Raw genomic sequence first — 14,661 nt, 5'->3', positions numbered from 1 at the left:
GGGAAGGCCGCTCGGGTGAGCGTTCGGGCTGTGCGGACGACGCCGGCGACGGCGCGCTCGTCGTCGAGCCCGCACAGGTCGAGGAGGGTCAGCACCGCCTCGGCGCTGACGACGATGGCGAGGTCCTGCACGAGGTCGTCGACAGCACCCCGCCACGGCGCCAACGCGAACTCGATGAGCTCGAACCGGTATCCGGGTCGCAGCTGGGCCACCTCGGGGCGAGTGATCACACCCGCGAGGACGGCCCGCACCGCCCCCCGCCGCCGCAGCACGTCCCGGGCGAGCACCTCGGCGGCAGCGGCAACGCGCTCGACAGGGTCGGCGCTGTCGGCCACCGGGGCCATCGCCTCCGCAGCACCCTCCCGCCGGATCGCCTCGCCGAGCAGGGAGACGAGGTCGGGGAAGTAGCGGTAGGCGGTGGCCTCGGAGACCGCCGCGGCCGCGGCGACGCCGGGCATCGTCACCTCGCCGCCGGTGTCCGCGAGCTCCCGGGCCGCGGCGACGATGGCACCGCGCGTGCGCTCCTTCTGGTTCGTGCGGGCGGTCACCGCAGCACCGGCGCCAACACCTCGCGCACGGCGTCGGGCCGCTCGACGAAGGGCAGGTGCCCGGCCTCGGGGACGGTCACGAACTCCGCGCCCAGCGCCGCGGCGTAGGCGCGGCCGTAGTCGACGTCGACGATCCCGTCGCTCTCGCCCCAGACGACCAGCGCCGGCACGCCGACCTCCGGCAGCCGCCCGAGCAGGGCCGGATCGTGCATGTACGGGTCGCCGGCGTAGGTCGCGAACGCCGCAGCGTTGTCCGCCATGGCCGAGCGGCGCTCCTCCGAGAACAGCGCCGGATCGACCCGGAAGCGGTCGGGGTCGTGGTAGCTGAGGTCGGCGAGCCGGGCGAGCGGCAGCGCCGAGACGTCGGTGATCGGGTGGCCGGGGACGTCGACGCCGACGGCGTTGATCAGGACGACGTCGCGCAGCCGCCGCGTCCCGTGGGCCCGTTCTTCCAGCGCCATCTGCGCCGCGACCCACCCGCCGACCGAGCTGCCGACGACGGTGACGTCGCGCAGACCGAGGTCGTCGAGCAGGCGGCGGTAGGTCCGCGCGAGGTCCGGGACGGACTCGAGGCCGGCAGGCCGGTCGGTGCCCTCGAACCCCGGGATCGTCGGCGTCAGCACTCGCAGCCCGAGGTCGGTGAGCATCGTCGACAAGCCCGCCACCGACGCCGGGCCGCCACCGCCGTGCAGGACGAGCACGGGCCGGCCGGTGCCGCGGTCGTCGACGCTCAGCGCCAGCCCGTCGGACAGCACGACGCCGGACGACGGGGCGGCGGCGTAGGAGGTCGCCGGCTCCGTCGCGTACCTGGCCATCACGCCCGCGACGGCGTCGCCGGAGAGCTCCTGGCCGCCCTCGATCATCGAGCGGAGGTCGCGGAAGTACTGCACGTAGAGGTCCGGGGTGAACGTGTTGAGGATGACCGCGGGCTCGTCGCCCGGGTTCGCGAACGTGTGCGGCGCCCCGGTCGGCACCATCACCAGCGTCCGCGGGCCGGCGTCGACGCTCGTCTCGCCGACCGTGAACCGTGCGGTGCCCGAGACGACGTAGAAGCCCTCGTCGTGCTGGGCGTGCCGGTGCTGGGCGGGGCCGTCCGTGTGCGGCGCGACCGTGATCTCCCCCAGCCCCAGCCGGTGGTCGGTGGTCCGCCCGTCCTCGAGGATGCGCATGCGGACCGGGCTCGTCAGCGTGATCTCTCCGTCGTCGGGTCCGACGACCGACACCTCGACCATGACCGGCCACCTCTCGTGAGAGTGAACTCGCACGACCGACGCTAGACCCCGCGGGGCCACTCGTGCAAGTCTGCTCTCACGACGAGAGTCAGGTGTCGAGAAGCTCGGAGACGAACAGGTCCTCGACCGCCCACCGCCGGTCGGACAGGCCCTGCTCGTGGAAGTAGCGCAGGAAGGTGTCGAGCGCCGTGTGGTTGCCGGCGACGCCGTAGGGCCACCAGTCGGTGGACAGCAGGCGCCGGTTCTCCTCGTAGAGCTCGGAGAACCACGGGACCATCACGTCGATCTGCTGGGTCTCGCGCCGGAACTCGTAGTGCGCGAGCGCGGCGTCGCGGGAGGCGCAGAAGCCGTCGTGGAGCGTCCGCGCGAGCCCGGGGTGCTCGGCGAGCAGCTCCTTGCGGGCGACGACGGTGTGCATGATCGGGAAGATGCCGGTGCGGGCGTGCCAGTCCCGCTCGACGTCGACGACGTCCGGGAAGAGCCGCGCGACGTGCGGCGAGCCGTCGAGGACGCACCGCGGCGGGTGCGCCGAGATCAGCGCGTCGATCTCGCCCGCCTCGAGCATCGGCCCGAGCGCCGTCCCCGCCGGGGCCGGGGCGACGTCGACCGAGGACGGGTGGCGCAGCGGCACGAAGTCGAACGGCGCCATCGGCTCGTCGGCGCCACCGATGATCCAGCGGCACCGGTCCGGCGTGACGCCGTACTCGTCGGCGAGGATGCCCTTGAGCCACACGCCGGGATCGGTGCCCCAGGTGGCGAACTCGCCGACCGTCCGCCCCGCGAGATCCTGCGGCTTCTGGATGCCGCTCGCGGTGTTGACGTAGATCGCCGAGTGCCGGAAGTGCCGGGCCGGGAAGACGGGCAGCGCCACGAACGGCGGGTCGGGCAGGTCGAGGGTGCGCAGGTAGAACGTCAGCCCGAGCTCGGCGACGTCGAAGGCCCGCTCCCGGACCATGCGGTCGAAGATGTCGGAGACGAGGTCGGCGCTCGAGAACGACGCGTCGACACCGCCGAAGGTCACGGTGCCGTCGAAGAGGGCCCGCACGTGGTCGTAGCGGGCGGTCGCGACGGTGATCTGCGGGAAAGCCATGAGCCTAGCCTCATCCCGCTCGATCGAGAAGTCCAAGAGCATGTTGAGCGGCAACTGATAACGCAGCACGATAGATCACATGGAGCTGCGCCAGCTCGTCTACTTCGACGCCGTCGTGCGCCACGGCGGGTTCAGCCGCGCCGCCGAGCACCTGCGGATCGCCCAGCCCGCGATCTCCGCGCAGATCCGCCGCCTCGAACATGAGCTGGGCGTGCGGCTGCTCTCCCGCACCACGCGACGCGTCGGGCTCACGGAGGCGGGCACGCTCTTCCTGGCGCGCGCACGGCGGGTCCTCGACGAGCTCGACACCGCCCGCGACGAGGCCGCCGACCTGGCGGCGGTGCTGCGGGGCCGGGTCGTGCTCGGCGCGACGCCGGTGCTCGCCGGCCTCGACCTCCCCGCCGCCCTCGCCGGGTTCGCCGCCGACCACCCCGGCGTCCGCCTGACGCTGCGCTCCGGCCTCGTCGCCGGCCTGCTCACCGATCTCGACGCCGGCGTCCTGGACCTGGTCGTCGGGCCGGTCCACGACGACCTCTCCCCCGACCACACCGCGACGGCCCTGCGCGACGACGAGCTGGTGCTGCTCACCCCGCCCGGCCACCGGCGCGCCCGGGCCCGGCGGATCGACCTCGCCGGCCTTCGCGACGAGCCGTTCGTCTGCCTCCCGCCCGACAGCGGCCTGCGCCGGGTGCTCGACACCGCCGCCGGCGAGGCGGGGTTCCGGCCGCACGTGCCCTTCGAGGTGCCGACGCCCGCCGACGTCCAGGCCCTCGTCGCCGCCGGTCTCGGCGTGGCGCTGCTCGCCGCGTCGACCGTCCGCGACGACGGGCCACCCGTCGGCGTCCACGCGGTGCGCCCCGCCCTGCGGCACCCGCCGATCGGCCTGATCCACCGCGGCGAGCAGCACCTCTCCCCCGCCGCCCGGGCGCTCGGCGCCCACCTCACGCGGGCGACGGGCGTGTGACCCCGGTCACTTCCCGACGGATTCCCGGCGCCTCCCCGGTCTCGACGGGCGACCGATCGCACCTCGAGCACCGGAGGCCGTCATGCCCGTCCCCACCACCGCCCTCGTGACCGGCGCGAGCCGCGGCTTCGGTCGCGCGATCGCCGCGGCGCTGGTCGCCGCCGGCAGCGAGGTCGTCGGCGTCGCGCGCAGCCCCCGGGATCTCGACGCCGTCCGCGACGACCTCGGCGAGCGCTTCGTCCCCGTGGCGGCCGACGCGACCGACGAGGACGTCGCCGCGACGCTGATCGCCGAGCGCAAGCCCGGCCTCCTCGTGCTCAACGCCGGCGCCGCCCCGCACATGGCGCCGTTGGCCGACCAGACCTGGGAGACCTTCCGCGGCCCGTGGGACGTCGACGTCCGGCAGGCGTTCGCCTGGATGCGGGCGTCGTTGCGCGTGCCGATGGCGCCGGGCGGCGTCGTGGTGGCGATGTCGAGCGGCGCCGCGCTGGCGGGGTCGCCGCTGTCCGGGGGCTACGCCGGCGCCAAGGCGACGATCCGCTTCCTGCGCACCTATGCCCAGGACGAGGCGCAGCGCGCGGGGCTCGACCTGCGCTTCCACGCCCTGCTGCCCCAGCTCACGCCGCGCACCGGGCTCGGCGCGCTCGCCGTCGCCGGGTACGCGGCACGCCAGGGCGTCGACCCGGACGCGTTCGCGGCGGGCCTCGCCCCGGTGCTGACGCCCGAGCAGGTCGCCGACACGGTGCTCGCCGTCGCCACGGACGACGGGGCGGCCGCGGAGTACCGGATCGGCGGCGCGGGTGCGAGCGTGCTCGGGTGAACCGTGCTCCTGTCGCGGCCGGCTTCGAGGCGCTCACCGCGCCGTGGCGCCGCGAGGTGTTCGCCCACTGCTACCGGATGATCGGCGCGGCCCAGGACGCCGAGGACCTCGTGCAGGAGACCTACCTGCGCGCCTGGCGGGGCTTCGGACGCTTCGAGGGCCGTGCCCCGGTGCGCCGCTGGCTGCACGCGATCGCGACGACCGTGTGCCTCTCGGCGCTGGAGACCCGCCCCCGGCGCCCGCTGCCGTCCGGGCTCGCCGCCCCGTTCGACGACCACCGGGTGGCCGTCGGCGAGCCCCGGGAGTCGGTGCCGTGGCTCCAGCCGGCCCCCGACACGTCGCTGGGGGTCGACGACCCCGCGACCGTCGCCGCCGCCCGCGCCACGGTCCGGCTCGCGTTCGTCGCCGCCCTGCAGTTCCTCCCCGCCCGCCAGCGGGCGGTCCTCACGCTGCGCGACGTCCTCGCGTTCACGACCACCGAGGTGGCCGCGATGCTGGAGACCACGCCGGACGCGGTCGACGGCCTGCTGCGCCGCGCCCGGCGTCACCTCGCGGACGCCGCCCCGGTGCCCGACGACCTCGTCGAACCCGCGGACCGTCGGGCGCTGCTCGACGACTACGTCGACGCCTTCACCCGCGCCGACCCGCACGCGCTGGTCGCCCTGCTGCGCGCCGACGTCGAGCTCGAGATGCCCCCGATCCCCTCGTGGTTCACCGGGCGCGACGCCGTCGTCGGCTTCCTCGCCGCGCGGGTCCTCGGCCGGGGTCGCTGGACGATGCGTCCGGCGGGCGCGAACGGGCAGCCGGCGCTCGTCGTGCACCGGCGGACGGCGGACGCCGAGCTCCCCTACGGCGTCCAGGTCCTCACCCTCGCCGGCGGCCGGGTCGCCCGGATCACCTCGTTCAACGACCCGTCGCTCGTCGGCCTGTTCGCCCCGGACGATCAGGCCGACGCGATCCGCGCGCGGGCCTGAGCGATCAGGCTGCGCGCGGAGGCGTGCATGCGCTCCCCCACGTCGACCGGCGCCTGGCCGGCGCACGCGCGGACGTAGGTGCCCTCGAGCAGGACGCCGAGCTTGAAGCACGCCATCACCGCGTACCAGGGCACGGCGGCCGGATCGGTGCCCGTGCGCTCGGCGTAGCGGGCGACCAGCTCGTCCTCGCCGCACAGGCCCTCGACGCGCGCCCAGCCGAGGTCCGTGCCGCTCACGGGCCAGGTGGCGAGCAGCCATCCGAGGTCGAGCAGGGGGTCGGCGACGGTGGCCATCTCCCAGTCGACGATCGCGGTCACCGCCGAGCCGTCGGGGTCGACCAGCACGTTGGCGAGGTGGTAGTCGCCGTGCGCGATCGCGGGCGGGCCGGACGACGGCAGTCCGCGCTCGAGCCAGTCGGCCACGTCGTCCGTCCCGTCGCCGAAGCCCGGGTAGCCGTCGACCTCGCGGTAGCGCGCGAGCTCGTCGCGCCAGCGCGGCACCTGGCGCGCGAGGAACCCCTGCGGGTTGCCGACGTCGCCCAGCCCGACCGCGTCGACGTCCACCGCGTGCAGGGCGGCCAGCGCATCGACCATCGCCGGACCCAGCCCGTACCGCAGGCCCGCGTCGGCGGCCTGCGCCGGCGACACCCCGGTCGCGACGTTCACGCCCGGCACGTCCGCCATGGCGTAGACGACGCGTCCCGGCAGGACTCCGTCGGCCGGGGCCGTCGCGAGCAGGCGCGGGTGCGGGACGTCGGTCGTCGCGAGGGCGCCCAGCACCCGGATCTCGCGCTCGATGGCCGCGTTGCTGCCCTTGCGCAGGTGCCGGGGCCCGGTGCGGACGACGAGCCGCCGGTCGGGCCCCGCCGCCCGCACCATCAGGTTCTGCGTGCCGCCGGCGAGCGGCTCGAACGTCCACGGCCCGTCGCCGAGTCCGGAGGACGCGAGCCACGCGGCGACGGCGTCGGTCTCGTCGCGTGCCAGCATGCGTCCATCTTCACCGGAGGGGGGATCGCCGCGCATGGGCGGGTTCGAGCGCCAGGTCGTGGTCGTCACCGGCGGCAGCCGCGGCATGGGCCGGGCCATGGTGACGGCCTTCGCCGCCGCCGGCGCGTCCGTGGTGATCGCGAGCCGCAAGATCGAGGCGTGCCGCGAGCTGGCCGAGGAGGTCACCGCCGAGCACGGCGTCGACGCGCTGCCCGTGGCCTGCAACGTCTCGCGCTGGAGCGACTGCGACGCCCTCGTCGACACCGTGTACGACCGGTTCGGACGGGTGGACGTGCTGGTCAACAACGCCGGCCTCTCGCCGCTCTACCCCGCGCTCGACGAGGTGTCGGAGGCGCTCTTCGACAAGGTCGTCGGGGTGAACCTCAAGGGCCCGTTCCGGCTCGCGGCCGCGATCGGCACGCGGATGGTCGCCGCCGGCGGCGGGGCGATCGTCAACATCAGCTCGATCGCCGCGATCCGGCCCGGGCCCGCCGAGCTGCCGTACGCGATGGCGAAGGCCGGTCTCAACACCATGACCGAGGGACTGGCGCAGGCGTTCGGCCCGACCGTGCGCGTCAACGCCGTCCAGGCCGGCCCGTTCCGCACCGACATCTCGACGGCGTGGTCCCCCGACGCCGTCGCGCACTTCGAGCGGAGCGCGGCGCTCGGCCGGATCGGCGAGCCCGAGGAGGTCGTGCCCGCCGTGCTGTACCTCGCCTCGGCGGCCGCCTCGTTCACCTCGGGGGCGGTGCTACGGGTCGACGGGGGCACCGCCTGAGCCCCCGCCGACCGCCGCCTACTTGACGAAGCGCCCGACGAAGTCGAGGCAGGTCCGCGCGACGTCCGGCCAACCCGCGTCGATCGTCAGCGAGTGGCCCCGGCCCTCGATCTCGGTGAACTCGGTCGGGAAGTGCTCGTTGCGCTTCTGCGCCTCGTAGGTCGCGTACGCGATCGCGTGCGGGGCCTGGTGGTCGAGCTCCCCCGACACGACGAGCATCGGACCGCGGTCGTCGCCGGTCTTCTCGGCCGCCACCTCGGTGGACGGGTTGATGTTCGCGAAGGCCGCCTGGAAGACGGGCACGCCCGACCCGGCCACGTGGTACTGCTCGTAGAGCTCGCGGGCCTCCTCCTCGCCCACCGCGTTCGCGAACCCGAAGCGGAACTGGTCGAAGGTCAGCGTCACGGCGCGGTGCCGGTTCGCCGGGTTGCCCAGCACCGGAAAGGACGCCTTGAGCGCGGCCAGCGGCAGCGGGAGCACGCCCCGCGACGGCGCGGGGTCGATCGCGCAGGTGACCGCGGACAGACCCCGGCCGGCGAGGATCTGCACGAGCACCCCGCCGAAGGAGTGCCCGATCAGCGCGGGCTTCCTGTCGAGCCGCTCGATGATCATCTGCTGGTAGGCGGCGACGTCGCCGACGCTCTTGCCCGCGAACACCTCGGGGTGGGCGTGGGCCTCCTCGACCGAGAGCGGGTCGTCGGGCCAGCCCGGCGTGACCGCCACGTAGCCGGCGTCCTCGAAGAACCTCGCCCACTGGTCCCAGCTCGAGTCGAGCAGCCACAACCCGTGCACGAACACCACCGGCTGCTTGCCGGAGGCGTTCGCGCGGTCGATCTCCTCCTGCTCCCCGGGGGTCGGCCCGGTGGGCGCTGATGCGGTCATGGTGTGCTCCCGTCGCCTCGATGACGGGATCGACCCTGGACGACTACAGCCCGCTCGGATGGACTGGCACTGCACGGCGCTGTGCAGAACGTGCAGACCACCGTGGAGGAGACCTCACGTGCCGTCCTCGCTGCGCTTCGCCGACGTCCCCGTGCGCGACCGGATCGAGGTCCTCCACGAGACCGTCTGGACCCACGTCGTGCCGGTCGAGATGACGTTGCCGGCGCCCGCCGCCGTCGACGTCGAGCTGCGGGTCGCCCAGGCGGGCGCCCTGAACGTCTCGTCGGCGCGGACGAGCCCGATCGCCATGGAGCGCACCAGCGCGCTCGTGCGCCGCGACCACGTCCCCCAGGTCTTCCTGGCCGTCCAGGTCGCTGGGACGACGGTGGTCGAGCAGGACGGGCGGCAGGCGCTGCTGCGGCCCGGCGACATGTCCTTCTACGACAGCACCCGGCCGTACCGCATCGAGAACCGCGGGCGCAGCGAGGTGCACTACGTCCGCATCCCGCGCGAGGCCCTGGGCCTGCCCGGACGCCGGCTGGACCCGATGGTGGCCCGGCGGATCGACGCGGCCGGCAACCCGCTCGCCGGGGCCGTCGGCTCGTTCTTCACCTCGCTCGCGACCTCCGACGCGCTCGACCACCCCGACGCCGCCCGGCTGGTGGCGGAGCCCGGCATCGAGCTGGTCCGGGCCCTGCTCGCCGTCCACGCGGACGCCGTCGAGCGTGCCCCTCTCGAGCGCTCGCTGGTCGTCCGCGTCGAGCAGTACGTCCGCGACCACCTGCGCGAACGCGACCTGACCCCGCAGCGGATCGCCGCGGCGCACCACGTCTCGCTGCGCCACCTCTACGCCGCGCTCGCCGCGTCCGGCGTGAGCCTGCACGACACCATCCGCGACCAGCGCCTCGAGGCGGCGCGGCGCGAGCTGCGCGACCCCCGCCACGCCCACCAGGCGGTCGCCACCGTCGGGCGCCACTGGGGCTTCGTCGACCCCTCGCACTTCGGTCGCGCGTTCAAGCAGGCCTTCGGCGTGACGCCCGCGGAGTGGCGCCGATCAGCGGGCCGCTAGTCGGGCACGAGCTCGATCCACCCGCGCACGACCTCCGGCGTCACCTGCCCGACGAGATCCGGGTGGTCCTGGCGCACGTGGGCCAGGACCTGGTCCACGACCTGCCCCTCCGCCGCGCCCCGCGCCGCGTACCCGCACTCGCACGTCACCTGGTTCATCGCCCGCTCCTCTCGTCCTCCCTCGTCCCGACGGTGACCACCCTGGCCGGGCGCGTTGCCGAATTCCTGCCGCGCGACGGTCGCCCGACGAGCGGTCCGTCGTGTCCGGTTCCGCGCACTAGAATGCCGCGGCATCACGGCCCCGGGGGGACGCTCATGGCCGACGAGGACGCTCCGCCGGTACGGATCCAGCTCCACGGCCGCTTCGCCGTGGCCGTCGACGGCCGGACCGTCGAGCAGTCCCTGCCCGGGCGCCGGGCCCGTCTCCTCGTCGCGGTGCTGGCCCACGCGCACCGGGGCGCGGTCGAGCGCTCGGCGCTGCTGGACGTCCTGTGGCGCCCCGCCGAGCCGGGCGACGGCGCCGCCGCGACCTTCTCCGCGTTGCTCTCGAAGGTGCGGACGCTGCTGGCACCCGCCGAGATCCGGGGCCGCGGCTGCCTGCAGCTCGTGCTCCCGGCCGGATCGGTCGTCGACGCGGCGGTGGCCGAGGGCGCGCTGCACGCCGCCGAGTCGGCGAGCGCGCGGGAGGACTGGCCGCGGGCGTGGACCGAGGCGCTCAGCGCCCTGTTCGTGACCCAGCGCGGTTTCCTCGGCGACTTCGACGACCCTTGGAGCGAGGACCGCCGCCGCGACGCCGCGCACCAGCACCGCCGGGTGCTCGCCTGCTACGGCGAGGCGTGCCTGCACCTGGGCCCGGGCGAGCTCGGTGGCGCCGAGCGCAGCGCCCGGGCGCTGATCGAGCTCGACCCGCTCGCCGAGACCGGCCACCGGCTGCTCATGCGCGCCCTCGTCGCCCGGGACGACCGGGCCGCCGCCTTGGGCGTCTACGAGCAGATGCGGCGGGCACTGCGCGAGCAGCTCGGGACGGCCCCGAGCGCGAGCACCCGCGAGCTCCACGCCGCTCTGCTGCGCTGACCGCCGCCCGGACTCAGCCCGCGAGGAACGTCGTCACGACGTCCAGCACGAGCGCCGTGCGAGCCAGGCCGGAGAAGTGCGTGGTGCCCGGCAGCACCGCGAGCTGGGAGGACGGCACGCCGATGAAGTCGCCGTTGACGTCGCCGCCACGCAGGCGCAGGAAGCGCACGGCGTGCTCGAGCCGCACGGCGTCGCAGTCGCCCACGGTGATCAGCGTCGGGGCGGCGATGCCCTCGATCTCGGCGTCGCTCCACCCCGGCCCGCCGTCGAAGGCGCCGAGCTTGTCCAGCAGGCCCTGCAGGCCCTCGGGGTGCGGGGACTTCGCACGGTAGGAGTCCGCCATCGGCGTGCCCTCGATCATGTCGACGGTCATCGCGCCCACGGCCTCGGCGTTCTCGGGGCGCATGCCGTCCGGCGTGAACGACACCGACGACACGACGATCCGGCGCACCAGCTCCGGGTGCCACACCGCGAGGTCCAGCGTCACGGCACCACCGACGCTGAACCCGAAGACGTCGACACGTTCGACACCGAGGTGCGCGAGCAGGCCGACGACGTCCTCGGCCAGGGCGGCGCTCGACAGCGGGCGGTCGAGGTCGTTCGTGCGGCCGTGGCCCTGGAAGTCGGCGGCGATGACCTGCCGGCCGGCCGACAGCCCCGGCAGCAGGGCCCCGAACTGCAGGTCGATGTCGAACAGGCCCCCGTGCAGCAGCAGGAGCGGCGGCGTGCCCTCGCGAGACTCGCCGTGGATCTCGTAGTCCATCCGCAGGTCGCCGACGGGGGCGTGACCGGTGATCATGGAACTTCTCCGTTCGGGGCGGGCCGGTGATCTCACCTCCGCGTCGAACGACCCGGCCGTCCTTCGACAGGCCCTCGGAGAAACTTCTCAGTCCAGCAGGCGCATCCCCGCGTCGAGGGCGGGCAGCAGCACCGACCGTGGCGTGAACCGGCCGCCGAGGGTGCTGAGCTGGTTGATCAGCCCCGGGGTGACGCTGCGGTCGCCGCGGGCCATCGCGGCGACGCCGGCCTCGGCGACGTCCTCCGCCGCGCCGACGACGAGGTCGGGCACCCGGTCGAACCCCTCGGTGTCGGCCGCGTCCGCGAAGCCGGTGCGGGTCAGGCCGGGGCTGACGGTGGTGAGGGTGACGTCGGTGCCGGACAGCTCGGCGTGCACGGCCTCGGAGAACGACTGCACGAAGGCCTTGCTCGCCGCGTAGCTCGCCGCGCCCGGCAGCGGCTGGAACGCGGTGATCGACGAGACGTTGAGGACGGCGCCGGGCCCACCCCGCCGGACCAGCGCCCCCACGGCGGCGACGGTCAGGTCGTGCAGGGCGAGCACGTTGAGCCGGACGAGGCCGTCGAGCGCGGCCCGCTGTTCGACGTCCCCGGCGAGGTCGGCCACCCGGCCCGTGACACCGAACCCGGCGGCGTTGACGAGCCCGACCACGCGCTCGTCGTCGACGAGCTCGCGGACCGCGGCGAGGCCGGCGTCGGAGCCGAGGTCCGCGGGGTGCACCTCCGCCTCGAGACCGGACAGGCGCGTCAGCTCCTCGGCGAGCTCGGCGAGCGCGTCGCCGCTGCGGGCGACGAGCGTGGTCGGGTGCCCGCGGACGGCGAGGGCCCGGGCGACGGCGGCGCCGATCCCGGAGGAGGCACCCGTGACGAGGACACGGGCGAGGGGCCCGGGCGGCGGCAGTGGCATGGCCCCCGAGTACCCCCCGAGCTTGCGTTCGAGCGCACTCGAAGGCATAACGTCGAGGACGTGCCAGGTTCGATCATGGGAACGGCCGTCCGCCGCGTCGAGGACCCCGAGCTCCTCCGTGGCCACGCCACGTACGTCGACAACATCGTCCCCGCGGGGACCCTCCACTGCGTCTTCGTGCGCTCCCCGCTCGCGCACGCGCGCGTCGGGGCCGTGGACGCCGCGAAGGCACGGGAGGCGCCCGGGGTGGTGGCCGTGCTGACCAGCGAGGACGTCGCGGACATCCCCGACCACCGCCCGTTCATGGTCCTCAACGACGCGTGCGCGCGGCCGCTGCTGGCCCGGGGCAAGGTGCGCTTCGTCGGCGACATGGTGGCCGCGGTCGTCGCGACCACCCGCGCGGAGGCGGTCGACGCCGCGGAGCTCGTGGAGATCGACTACGACCCGCTCGAGCCCGTCGTCGACGCCGAGGCCGCCCTCGGCGACGGCGCGCCGCTGCAGTTCGAGGAGCTCGGGTCGAACCTCGCGGCCGGCGTCCGCGACCCCGACGACGTGCACCCGCTCGACGGCGCCGACGTCGTCGTGCGCGCCCGGATCGTCAACCAGCGCCTGGCCGTGGCGTCGATGGAGGGCAACGCGGTCACCGCCACGCCCGGCGGGGCCGACCAGCCCTACGACATGACCGTGCACGTCTCCACGCAGATGCCGCACGGGCTGCGCGGGCAGGTCGCGGCGCAGTGGGGCTGGGACAGCGAGCGGGTGCGGGTCATCGCCCCGGACGTCGGCGGCGGCTTCGGCGGCAAGGCGGGCATGGCGCCCGAGCACGCCGTCGTCATCGAGGCCGCGCGGCAGCTGGGCCGGGCCGTGACCTGGACCGAGACGCGCTCCGAGAACCTCACCGCGATGCCGCACGGCCGCGGCCAGGTGCAGTACGGCGAGCTCGGGCTGCGCCGCGACGGGACGATCGTCGGGCTGCGGGCGCGGGTGGTCGGCGACGCCGGGGCCTACGCCGGGTTCGGCGGCGCGCTCGCCCTCGGCCCGACCCGCAACATGGCCCAGGGCGTGTACCGCATCCCGACGATCGCCTACGACGCCGCGGCCGCGCTGACCACGACGACGCCCATGGGCGCGTTCCGCGGGGCCGGGCGCCCGGAGGCCGCGGCGATGCTCGAGCGCCTGGTCGACATGGCCGCCCGCGAGCTCGACGTCGACCCCGTGGAACTGCGGCGGAAGAACTTCCTCCAGCCCGACGAGTTCCCGCTGACCACGCAGACCGGATCGCTCTACGACTCGGGCGACTACGCGACCGCGCTGGACAAGGCGCTGGAGATCGCCGGGTACGAGGAGCTGCGCCGCGACCAGGCCGAGCGCCGCGCCCGCGGGGACCGGGTCGCGCTCGGGATCGGCCTCGCGGTCTACGTCGAGGTCACCGCCGGGGGCGGCGGCGCGGAGTACGGCTCCGTCGCCGTCGACGCCGACGGCGGCGCGACCGTGTCGGTGGGGACGTCGGCGCACGGGCAGGGCCACGCGACCTCGTTCGCGATGATCGTCGCCGACCGGCTCGGCATCCCGATGGACCAGGTGCGGTTCGTGCAGTCCGACACCGCGGCGGTGCCGCGCGGCGGCGGGACGGGCGGATCGCGGTCGCTGCAGCTCGCCGGCTCGAGCGTCCTCGTCGCCGCGGAGACGGTGCTGGAGCGGGCCCGGGAGGTCGTCGCCACCGCGCTCGAGGCCGACGCGGACGACATCACTGCAGTTGACGAAGGTCTCGGCGTCGCGGGCGTGCCCGACCGGGCGCTGTCCTGGCGGGAGATCGCGGCCGCGGCGGGCGAGCAGGGTGTGTCGCTCACCGAGGTCCGCGACGAGGCGCAGGCCGGGGCCACGTACCCCTTCGGCGCCCACGTGTCGGTGGTCGAGGTCGACCTCGACACCGGTCGGGTCACCCCGGTGCGCCACGTCGCGGTCGACGACTGCGGCACGGTGCTCAACCCGACCCTCGTCGCCGGCCAGCAGCACGGCGGGCTCGCCCAGGGGATCTCGCAGGCGCTCTGGGAGGGCTTCTCCTACGACGCCGACGGCAACCCGTCGACCGGCAGCTTCGCGGCCTACCTGCTGCCGACCGCCGCCGAGCTCCCGAGCTACGAGGCCGCGAGCACCGAGACGCCGACGCCCTACAACCCGCTCGGGGCCAAGGGCATCGGCGAGGCGGCGACGATCGGGTCGACGCCCGCGGTGCAGAACGCCGTGGTCGACGCGCTCGCCCCGCTGGGCGTGCGCCACGTCGACATGCCGCTGACGCCCGACCGCGTCTGGCGGGCGATCCGCGACGCCGAGGCCGGGACCGCGGCCGACCCGTGGACGGAGCCGCCGGCCTTCTTCGCGGCGCTGCCCGTGCGCGGGGACTCGGCGGACCCGGAGGCCGCGGCCGTCGACGTGTGAGCACGTCCCCCCGCCCACTTCAAGCTATAGCGGGCGGGGGGACTTGCCGCAAGACCCGGGTCGTTCCCCAGAATCGCCGCCTCGACGGCGGTGGACAGGGGGAA

15 protein-coding genes are annotated in these 14,661 nt (G+C 75.0%); 7 read left to right on the top strand and 8 right to left on the bottom strand.

Translation table 11 applies throughout. The features are described 5' to 3' along the window. From ACR9E3_RS30835 to ACR9E3_RS30825, 3 genes are all read right to left on the bottom strand, one after another. On the bottom strand, nt 1–548 hold a 548-nt coding region (locus ACR9E3_RS30835; RefSeq protein WP_460384800.1), incomplete at its 3' end, for a TetR/AcrR family transcriptional regulator. Continuing rightward, nucleotides 545–1,780: an alpha/beta fold hydrolase gene (locus ACR9E3_RS30830; RefSeq protein WP_460384799.1), complete on the bottom strand. Its 1,236-nt coding sequence runs from the start codon at nt 1,778–1,780 to the stop codon at nt 545–547. The genes ACR9E3_RS30830 and ACR9E3_RS30835, both read right to left, overlap by 4 nt. A gap of 88 nt (nt 1,781–1,868) precedes the next feature. Further along, nucleotides 1,869–2,870, bottom strand: a complete 1,002-nt coding sequence (locus ACR9E3_RS30825; RefSeq protein WP_460384798.1) for a substrate-binding domain-containing protein — start codon at nt 2,868–2,870, stop codon at nt 1,869–1,871. 79 nt (nt 2,871–2,949) lie between these two features. On the opposite strand from ACR9E3_RS30825, the gene ACR9E3_RS30820 reads away from it, so the two are divergent. The 3 genes from ACR9E3_RS30820 (at nt 2,950) to ACR9E3_RS30810 (ending at nt 5,628) form a co-directional block, all read left to right on the top strand. Further along, the gene (locus ACR9E3_RS30820; protein WP_460384796.1) at nt 2,950–3,834 is read left to right on the top strand and encodes a LysR family transcriptional regulator; all 885 of its coding nucleotides are present in this window, start codon (nt 2,950–2,952) and stop codon (nt 3,832–3,834) included. A gap of 82 nt (nt 3,835–3,916) precedes the next feature. Further along, complete coding sequence (locus tag ACR9E3_RS30815) at nt 3,917–4,654, top strand: SDR family oxidoreductase (RefSeq protein ID WP_460384795.1); 738 nt, start codon at nt 3,917–3,919, stop codon at nt 4,652–4,654. Continuing rightward, complete coding sequence (locus ACR9E3_RS30810; RefSeq protein WP_460384794.1) at nt 4,651–5,628, top strand: RNA polymerase subunit sigma-70; 978 nt, start codon at nt 4,651–4,653, stop codon at nt 5,626–5,628. Before ACR9E3_RS30815 ends, ACR9E3_RS30810 begins: the two co-directional genes overlap by 4 nt. On the opposite strand, the gene ACR9E3_RS30805 is transcribed toward ACR9E3_RS30810, so the two are convergent. After that, nucleotides 5,598–6,614, bottom strand: a complete 1,017-nt coding sequence (locus ACR9E3_RS30805) for a phosphotransferase family protein (RefSeq protein WP_460384792.1) — start codon at nt 6,612–6,614, stop codon at nt 5,598–5,600. The two genes, ACR9E3_RS30810 and ACR9E3_RS30805, sit on opposite strands and share 31 nt — an antisense overlap. 34 nt (nt 6,615–6,648) lie before the next feature. On the opposite strand from ACR9E3_RS30805, the gene ACR9E3_RS30800 reads away from it, so the two are divergent. After that, nucleotides 6,649–7,392, top strand: a complete 744-nt coding sequence (locus ACR9E3_RS30800; protein ID WP_460384791.1) for an SDR family NAD(P)-dependent oxidoreductase — start codon at nt 6,649–6,651, stop codon at nt 7,390–7,392. Between the two features lie 18 nt (nt 7,393–7,410). On the opposite strand, the gene ACR9E3_RS30795 is transcribed toward ACR9E3_RS30800, so the two are convergent. Further along, the gene (locus ACR9E3_RS30795; RefSeq protein ID WP_460384789.1) at nt 7,411–8,274 is read right to left on the bottom strand and encodes an alpha/beta hydrolase; all 864 of its coding nucleotides are present in this window, start codon (nt 8,272–8,274) and stop codon (nt 7,411–7,413) included. 118 nt (nt 8,275–8,392) lie between these two features. Between ACR9E3_RS30795 and ACR9E3_RS30790 the strand changes: the two genes are divergently transcribed. Then, a complete protein-coding gene (locus ACR9E3_RS30790) occupies nt 8,393–9,343 on the top strand; it encodes an AraC-like ligand-binding domain-containing protein (protein ID WP_460384787.1) in 951 nt (316 codons plus the stop codon). On the opposite strand, the gene ACR9E3_RS30785 is transcribed toward ACR9E3_RS30790, so the two are convergent. Further along, complete coding sequence (locus tag ACR9E3_RS30785; protein ID WP_285659129.1) at nt 9,340–9,501, bottom strand: DUF1059 domain-containing protein; 162 nt, start codon at nt 9,499–9,501, stop codon at nt 9,340–9,342. The genes ACR9E3_RS30790 and ACR9E3_RS30785 overlap by 4 nt on opposite strands. Nucleotides 9,502–9,657: 156 nt before the next feature. Here ACR9E3_RS30785 and ACR9E3_RS30780 point away from each other — a divergent pair, with 156 nt between their 5' ends. After that, a complete protein-coding gene (locus ACR9E3_RS30780; protein ID WP_460384785.1) occupies nt 9,658–10,416 on the top strand; it encodes an AfsR/SARP family transcriptional regulator in 759 nt (252 codons plus the stop codon). 13 nt (nt 10,417–10,429) lie between these two features. On the opposite strand, the gene ACR9E3_RS30775 is transcribed toward ACR9E3_RS30780, so the two are convergent. Together ACR9E3_RS30775 and ACR9E3_RS30770 are read right to left on the bottom strand one after the other, a co-directional pair. Then, nucleotides 10,430–11,215, bottom strand: coding sequence for an alpha/beta fold hydrolase (locus ACR9E3_RS30775; protein WP_460384784.1), 786 nt, complete (start codon nt 11,213–11,215; stop codon nt 10,430–10,432). Nucleotides 11,216–11,302: 87 nt separating this feature from the next. Further along, nucleotides 11,303–12,118 carry an SDR family NAD(P)-dependent oxidoreductase gene (locus ACR9E3_RS30770; RefSeq protein ID WP_460384782.1) on the bottom strand — a complete coding sequence of 272 codons (816 nt, stop codon included), beginning with the start codon at nt 12,116–12,118 and terminating at the stop codon, nt 11,303–11,305. 75 nt (nt 12,119–12,193) lie between these two features. Here ACR9E3_RS30770 and ACR9E3_RS30765 point away from each other — a divergent pair, with 75 nt between their 5' ends. Continuing rightward, on the top strand, nt 12,194–14,557 hold the full coding sequence (locus ACR9E3_RS30765) for a xanthine dehydrogenase family protein molybdopterin-binding subunit (protein WP_460384780.1): 2,364 nt from the start codon (nt 12,194–12,196) through the stop codon (nt 14,555–14,557). Nucleotides 14,558–14,661: the final 104 nt, after the last annotated feature.

Source organism: Actinomycetospora sp. C-140 (assembly GCF_054796175.1).
The sequence above is the reverse complement of the archived record's forward strand: the minus strand, read 5'-3'. Positions and strand labels throughout refer to the sequence as shown.

Bases quoted from the DNA above. Each gene is read 5' to 3' on its own strand.
- ACR9E3_RS30795 (WP_460384789.1), bottom strand. From the start codon at position 8,274: ATGACCGCATCAGCGCCCACCGGGCCGACCCCCGGGGAGCAGGAGGAG.
- ACR9E3_RS30815 (WP_460384795.1), top strand. From the start codon at position 3,917: ATGCCCGTCCCCACCACCGCCCTCGTGACCGGCGCGAGCCGCGGCTTC.
- ACR9E3_RS30820 (WP_460384796.1), top strand. From the start codon at position 2,950: ATGGAGCTGCGCCAGCTCGTCTACTTCGACGCCGTCGTGCGCCACGGC.
- ACR9E3_RS30830 (WP_460384799.1), bottom strand. From the start codon at position 1,780: ATGGTCGAGGTGTCGGTCGTCGGACCCGACGACGGAGAGATCACGCTG.
- ACR9E3_RS30800 (WP_460384791.1), top strand. From the start codon at position 6,649: ATGGGCGGGTTCGAGCGCCAGGTCGTGGTCGTCACCGGCGGCAGCCGC.
- ACR9E3_RS30780 (WP_460384785.1), top strand. From the start codon at position 9,658: ATGGCCGACGAGGACGCTCCGCCGGTACGGATCCAGCTCCACGGCCGC.
- ACR9E3_RS30775 (WP_460384784.1), bottom strand. From the start codon at position 11,215: ATGATCACCGGTCACGCCCCCGTCGGCGACCTGCGGATGGACTACGAG.
- ACR9E3_RS30825 (WP_460384798.1), bottom strand. From the start codon at position 2,870: ATGGCTTTCCCGCAGATCACCGTCGCGACCGCCCGCTACGACCACGTG.
- ACR9E3_RS30765 (WP_460384780.1), top strand. From the start codon at position 12,194: ATGGGAACGGCCGTCCGCCGCGTCGAGGACCCCGAGCTCCTCCGTGGC.
- ACR9E3_RS30770 (WP_460384782.1), bottom strand. From the start codon at position 12,118: ATGCCACTGCCGCCGCCCGGGCCCCTCGCCCGTGTCCTCGTCACGGGT.
- ACR9E3_RS30785 (WP_285659129.1), bottom strand. From the start codon at position 9,501: ATGAACCAGGTGACGTGCGAGTGCGGGTACGCGGCGCGGGGCGCGGCG.
- ACR9E3_RS30805 (WP_460384792.1), bottom strand. From the start codon at position 6,614: ATGCTGGCACGCGACGAGACCGACGCCGTCGCCGCGTGGCTCGCGTCC.